Below are 5701 nucleotides of genomic sequence, written 5' to 3'. Positions count from 1 at the left end.
CGTAACCTAAACGTAAAGGGAAAGTTCAAATCTAATTTGAGCGGACTTATTAGAGGCACAATGAGCAGTGCCCATCAGACTTAGGCTTTGGTCTAAGGCTGTGCAAGAATCCCCGTGTCTTTAGACATCGGGAGTGTCAAATACTATCTGATGCTTCCACTTTTACTGTCTACATGGATCCTGATGGGTTTGGGGGTAGATGAACCCAACATCAAACTCTGCTGGTCCGATTGGCCTCAAACCCAACTGGATCACCCCTCATCTTCTCATCAATACATCGAAGAACCCATTTCTTCCCACTATCGCGGCAGTGCTAGGGATCGTGATTAACTGCCCTGTTTTGCCACAGCTTGGTCTCGTTCCGTCGAGTATCCCTGACAAAAATCCCACAGGTTAACCCCTTGGACCACCGGCCCTATCCCTAAAACTGGAGGTTTAGAATCAGTTGACCCCTGACATCAGCCCTGATCATACCTGGGTCAAGTCAGCTAACCTTTTTGGATTCTTAAATTTTCAGTATATCTAGTGAGTTTGAGGTAAAGTAAAGTTAACCCAAACTTGAGTCATCTATTCTCCCAATACGATCATGAATCTTTACAAAAACTTTACAATTGGAGCAGCACTGACATCAGTTGCTGCTATCACGCTCTTGAGCCCCTCGGCTATAGCGTTTACGATTACCCCGACTGACAATACCCAAATTTTGCTGGATGCACTGCTGGGAACAACAACAGGATTGAGTAATTTCTCAATAGATGTTAAAGGCAATTCAGAAGCAATGGGTTTATTTGAGAATGACCCCTTTGGCTTAGGTGCAGGCATCGTTCTGAGTACGGGTCGAGTGAGCGAAATTCCCGGCGAAAATACGAGAGATGGCGGGATTGTTGCCGACCTGTTTAATATGCCTAACGACCTCAGTACAGCTTTTCTCAAGAATGAATCCACCCCTGACTCGGTTTCTATGCAAATTAGCTTTGATACTGACCAGACCGCTAGTAAGTTATTCTTTCAATATGTGTTTGGTTCTGAGGAATTTGTAGAATTTGGAGGGAGTCAATACAATGATACCTTTGAGTTGTTACTTAACGGAACCAATCTAGCCAAGCTGAGTGATGGTCAAGCTGTAACCATTAACAATCTAGTGCCTAAACCGACAGGGCCTTTTCACCCGGACTATATCAACAATCCGGCTGGACCTAGCACCTTAACTAAACTGGATGGCTTTACCCGAATGCTGACCTTTGAGGGACTACTTCTGCAAAATGCCAGAAATACTCTCACGATTAATATCCAAGATGTCGGGGATGACCAACTGGATTCCGCTGTTTTCTTGAAGGGTAAATCTTTCGGAACGGCCCTGGCCCCGGACCCGGAGAAAGTGCCGGAACCGGGTTTAGCGATCGCCTCCTTGGTTGTGGGGGGTCTCATCCTTCGCAAGGGTCGCAAATCCTCAAACCGTTCCCGGGACTAAACTCTTCCCTAAAATTGACTTGACGCCTAACAATTGAATCCACCACGGATTGCTCCCCTACTCAGGGTGCAACAACGATTCAGGGGCGGTTTTTCTTCAGGTTTCAGCTCAGGGCGATCGCACTCCTGACCATCTAGTCACTTTCCAAGTCACTGTTTCCATAAAAACTCTCATGACCCATACCAATATCCATCGCCTCAAAATCTAACCGCACCTTCCCTGTATTTAAGCGATTCATTGATTTTTTATATTTCTAATTAATAACTTGCAATTTTTTAGGGCAACAGGCAGAAATCTGCCCGCCTTGGTCCTTACCCAGACAAAAAAAGTGACTTCAATTCCCTAAAAATCCAACCAAAAATAGAAGTGTAAGGCGATCCCGATTAGTGATACCCTTGAGGATGGCAAAAATAACGCTAACTTAGAGCGTCAGAGCGGATCCCTTTAGCTAGAATTATAGAGAAAGACCCAAGCATGGTAGCCACCGCAGAAAAAACCAACGTAGGACAGATCACCCAAATTATCGGCCCCGTTATAGATGTGAAATTTCCCGCCGGGAATATGCCCCTAATTTATAACGCCCTGAAAATTTCCGGTAAAAACGGTGCCGGACAAGAAATTTCCGTCACTTGCGAAGTGCAACAGTTACTTGGCGACAACCAAGTTCGTGCCGTTGCCATGAGCGGAACCGACGGATTAGTGCGCGGCATGGAAGTCGTAGACACCGGCAAGGCAATCAGCGTTCCAGTCGGAATCTGCACCCTAGGCCGAATTTTTAACGTCATTGGCGAACCCATAGATAACAAAGGGCCAGTCAATGCCGAGCAAACCTTATCCATCCACCGTTCACCCCCCGCCTTCACCGAACTCGAAACCAAACCTTCGATTCAAGAAACGGGCATCAAAGTGATCGACTTACTCGCTCCCTTTCGTCGGGGTGGAAAAGTCGGTCTGTTTGGTGGAGCCGGAGTCGGCAAAACCGTGATCATCCAAGAGTTGATCAACAACATCGCCAAAGCCCACGGCGGTGTATCCGTCTTTGGTGGGGTGGGTGAGCGCACCCGCGAAGGAAATGACCTTTATAACGAATTTATCGAATCCAAGGTTATTAACATCGATAACCTCAGGGAATCGAAAGTGGCTCTAGTGTACGGTCAGATGAACGAGCCGCCGGGTGCCCGGATGCGCGTCGGTCTGTCTGCACTAACGATGGCGGAATATTTCCGTGACGTTAACAAGCAAGACGTGCTGTTGTTCATTGACAACATCTTCCGCTTCGTGCAAGCGGGTTCCGAAGTATCCGCACTGCTAGGGCGGATGCCTTCTGCTGTGGGATATCAGCCCACCTTGGCCACCGAGATGGGTGAACTCCAAGAGCGGATTACCTCCACCACGGAAGGTTCCATCACCTCGATTCAAGCGGTTTACGTCCCTGCGGATGACTTAACTGACCCCGCACCGGCAACCACTTTTGCTCACTTAGATGCCACCACCGTGTTATCTCGGGGCTTGGCATCTAAAGGGATTTACCCCGCTGTGGATCCGTTGGATTCTACCTCCACCATGCTGCAACCCAGCATTGTGGGTGCAGAACACTACGATACCGCCCGTGCCGTGCAAGCCACCTTGCAACGCTATAAAGAACTGCAAGACATCATCGCCATTTTGGGCTTAGATGAATTGTCTGAAGATGACCGCTTGACTGTGGCGCGTGCTCGGAAAATGGAACGGTTTTTGTCGCAACCCTTCTTTGTGGCCGAAGTGTTCACAGGTTCTCCGGGTAAGTATGTGAAACTGGAAGATACCATCAAAGGATTCCAGATGATTCTGTCAGGTAAGCTGGATGACCTGCCAGAACAAGCCTTCTATTTGGTGGGCGATATTAACGAAGCGATCGCCAAAGCCGAAAAAATGAAAGGCTAATTGCTTCAACGCGCGCTCTTGCTAGTGGTTAATAACAGTTAGACGCTATTAACCATTAGCTCGGGTTCCTTCGCGACTCACTATTGACAATTGAAAACTGGAATATGACATTAACGGTTCGCGTGATTTCCCCAGATAAAACGGTCTGGGATTCTCAGGCTGAGGAAGTGATTCTGCCAAGTACCACAGGACAACTGGGTATTCTCAGCGAACACGCTCCTTTGCTAACTGCCCTCGATGTGGGTGTAATGCGGGTTCGTGCCGATAAAGATTGGGTGGCGATCGCCCTGATGGGTGGTTTTGCTGAAGTGGAGCAAAACGAAGTCACCATCCTGGTTAACGGTGCTGAACAGGGCGACAAAATTAACCTAGAAGAAGCTCAGAGAGTCTATTCAGAAGCCCAAACCCGTCTGAATAGCTCGACCACGGGTACCCGTCAAGAGCAAATTCAGGCCAAACAAGCCCTCAAACGAGCCCGAGCTCGGGTCCAAGCCGCAGGCGGCATGGTTTAACGGTTTAACTGATTCAATCAAAATCGATTGGGGTGAAGGCGGAAACAGTCATGACTGAACTGCTTCACCCTTCACCTTTTTTATACCCTAAATTACACTCCAACACTGTCGAGTAAAGGCTGAATCGTCTCCCAAGTCAGTCCTTGCTCAATATAGTCGGGGTTTTCTGGGTTTAAGGGGCTTTTGATGCGATCGATTTTAAGAATTTTACTGGATTCGGGTAAGATTGGCACATCGGGGTCAAAAGCTGTGGGACGGGTTAAAGAACTGGAAAATCCCTTGAAAATTGTAATTTCATCCAGTTCTTGATCAATTTCTGCCGTCACCAGCAAGACTTCTTGGGGACGTTTTTGAGTATATTTTTCGAGACGTTGGCCCTGGGAGGGAGTGATTACCATCGTTCAAGTTTCAGTCGAGTTTAAAATTAAGCGGGGTTTTCAGAATAATTTGGGGTGAGCGCAAGGGGGAATCTCGCCTGAATTGAGCCGACTAGATCGGCAGGCGATCGCCCCTTGCGCTACAACGCGGTCCAAACCAGCCAAAACAGTATTATTGTCCTGTTGCCGATCGCCCTTGCTTACCCAGACGAATCAGTACAAAGTAAGCAAAACAAACTACATAAATGACTAAACCCACCACTCCCCAAAATCCTAATAAACCGGGGTCGCCATTGGGATGTAAAATTTCTTTAAAACCCCAGGGTGGATCGAGCCAAACTCGGCATGAAGCGTTATTTAGGAGTGCAGATTGACTAGAGAAAGCACAGCCTAAAAAGGGGATTTGAATTAAAGTGCCGACTGCCATATAAATGGAAATCGCCCAACGCCAGGAGGTAAAAACTAGCTTTAATGGAGACTGGGGGCGATCGTCCAAATCTTCATTGAGATCGACCCAAAACCATAAAGAAAGGGGAATCAAAAAGCGCGCCACAAAGGCTGAAATAAAGCTCAGAGGCACTGCCCCAATCATCAGATAGATTGTAATGGCAAGTAAGCTCGAAACCCGCCAATAAATCATTAATAACCGCTGAATTGAATCCGCATTCTGAGTCAAAGACCAGATCAGAAGAATCAGGGGCAGGATTACAGAAAATAAGACAGCTAGTCGGTAATCCATCCAGACTAGCGGTTGAAACCAAGGTTGCTCCATTGTGGATTTCATGACCATCGAACGTTAGCATTGTCCCGTTGGTCCATAGACGACCCGGGGCAGTCGGCTATTTTGACAACCAACCAGCACAAGCAACTGGACCCTCTAATCAGAGAGTTCCAGTTGCCAAAAAAAGAAATTGCAATCGAGGTTAGAGCCCTTTATCCAGAGTTATTCCCTTGCAAACTCTAATTTATTCCTCATAGATCCGGCATTCAGCAGCATCCGGGTTGTCATCACAATATTTCTCTAACGAGTTCTTGGGTTTTTGTTGGCGCTTGTGGGCCGCTTCTGCCTGCACTTCTTCAGCAGCATCCCAGGCTGCTGCACACTCTTGGGAGTTTGGTCCGCTGGTATCGCAGACAGCACGGGCATTTGCCAGCTCTTGTTCGATTTGTTCTTTGATATTGCTCATAGCTTTTGTTTTCTCAACAACTTTGGCACTATGTAAAAGGTTTCCGCTCAATCTTAGCTAGACAGACGGGAATCCCCACACTATACCGATCGAAGGTTAGTGTGGGATGAAAGGCGCGGTGAGATGAGGATTCCACTCGCTTACAACCTCCCACGCCGTAGGCGTTGAGCCGTGAGCGTGTGGATGACGAAACGAACGACTCTTTATTGTTTTGAAAAGCACTACCCCACT

At 47.6% G+C, this 5701-nt stretch carries 7 protein-coding genes; 3 read left to right on the top strand and 4 right to left on the bottom strand.

Going from position 1 to position 5701, the window contains the following annotated elements:
• Positions 1 to 586 precede the first annotated feature (586 nt).
• The 3 genes from J0895_RS22540 to atpC all read left to right on the top strand — a co-directional run bounded on the left by J0895_RS22540 (position 587) and on the right by atpC (position 3906).
• Positions 587 to 1471, top strand: coding sequence for a choice-of-anchor L domain-containing protein (locus J0895_RS22540; protein ID WP_207090236.1), 885 nt, complete (start codon positions 587 to 589; stop codon positions 1469 to 1471).
• A gap of 474 nt (positions 1472 to 1945) precedes the next feature.
• Positions 1946 to 3394 (top strand): F0F1 ATP synthase subunit beta, encoded by a 1449-nt coding sequence (gene atpD / locus J0895_RS22535; protein WP_207090235.1) that lies wholly within the window; start codon positions 1946 to 1948, stop codon positions 3392 to 3394.
• Between the two features lie 104 nt (positions 3395 to 3498).
• Positions 3499 to 3906, top strand: coding sequence for an ATP synthase F1 subunit epsilon (gene atpC, locus J0895_RS22530; protein WP_207090234.1), 408 nt, complete (start codon positions 3499 to 3501; stop codon positions 3904 to 3906).
• A 92-nt stretch (positions 3907 to 3998) separates the two neighbouring features.
• Here atpC and J0895_RS22525 read toward each other — a convergent pair whose 3' ends face one another.
• From J0895_RS22525 to J0895_RS22510, 4 genes are all read right to left on the bottom strand, one after another.
• The gene (locus J0895_RS22525; protein ID WP_207090233.1) at positions 3999 to 4304 is read right to left on the bottom strand and encodes a DUF7734 family protein; all 306 of its coding nucleotides are present in this window, start codon (positions 4302 to 4304) and stop codon (positions 3999 to 4001) included.
• A 151-nt stretch (positions 4305 to 4455) separates the two neighbouring features.
• Positions 4456 to 5067 carry a DUF3177 family protein gene (locus J0895_RS22520; RefSeq protein WP_242541517.1) on the bottom strand — a complete coding sequence of 204 codons (612 nt, stop codon included), beginning with the start codon at positions 5065 to 5067 and terminating at the stop codon, positions 4456 to 4458.
• 181 nt (positions 5068 to 5248) lie between these two features.
• Entirely contained in the window at positions 5249 to 5470 is a 222-nt protein-coding gene (locus tag J0895_RS22515) for a Calvin cycle protein CP12 (protein WP_207090232.1), read from the bottom strand.
• A 28-nt stretch (positions 5471 to 5498) separates the two neighbouring features.
• On the bottom strand, positions 5499 to 5701 hold a 203-nt coding region (locus J0895_RS22510; protein ID WP_207090231.1), incomplete at its 5' end, for a hypothetical protein.

Source organism: Phormidium pseudopriestleyi FRX01 (genome assembly GCF_017313335.1).
Classification (GTDB): Bacteria; Cyanobacteriota; Cyanobacteriia; order Cyanobacteriales; family Laspinemataceae; genus Laspinema; species Laspinema pseudopriestleyi.
Note: the sequence above shows the minus strand (reverse complement) of the source record. Positions and strands in the feature narration are given on the sequence as shown.

Bases quoted from the DNA above. Each gene is read 5' to 3' on its own strand.
- J0895_RS22515 (WP_207090232.1), bottom strand. From the start codon at position 5,470: ATGAGCAATATCAAAGAACAAATCGAACAAGAGCTGGCAAATGCCCGT.
- J0895_RS22520 (WP_242541517.1), bottom strand. From the start codon at position 5,067: ATGAAATCCACAATGGAGCAACCTTGGTTTCAACCGCTAGTCTGGATG.
- J0895_RS22540 (WP_207090236.1), top strand. From the start codon at position 587: ATGAATCTTTACAAAAACTTTACAATTGGAGCAGCACTGACATCAGTT.
- atpD (WP_207090235.1), top strand. From the start codon at position 1,946: ATGGTAGCCACCGCAGAAAAAACCAACGTAGGACAGATCACCCAAATT.
- atpC (WP_207090234.1), top strand. From the start codon at position 3,499: ATGACATTAACGGTTCGCGTGATTTCCCCAGATAAAACGGTCTGGGAT.
- J0895_RS22525 (WP_207090233.1), bottom strand. From the start codon at position 4,304: ATGGTAATCACTCCCTCCCAGGGCCAACGTCTCGAAAAATATACTCAA.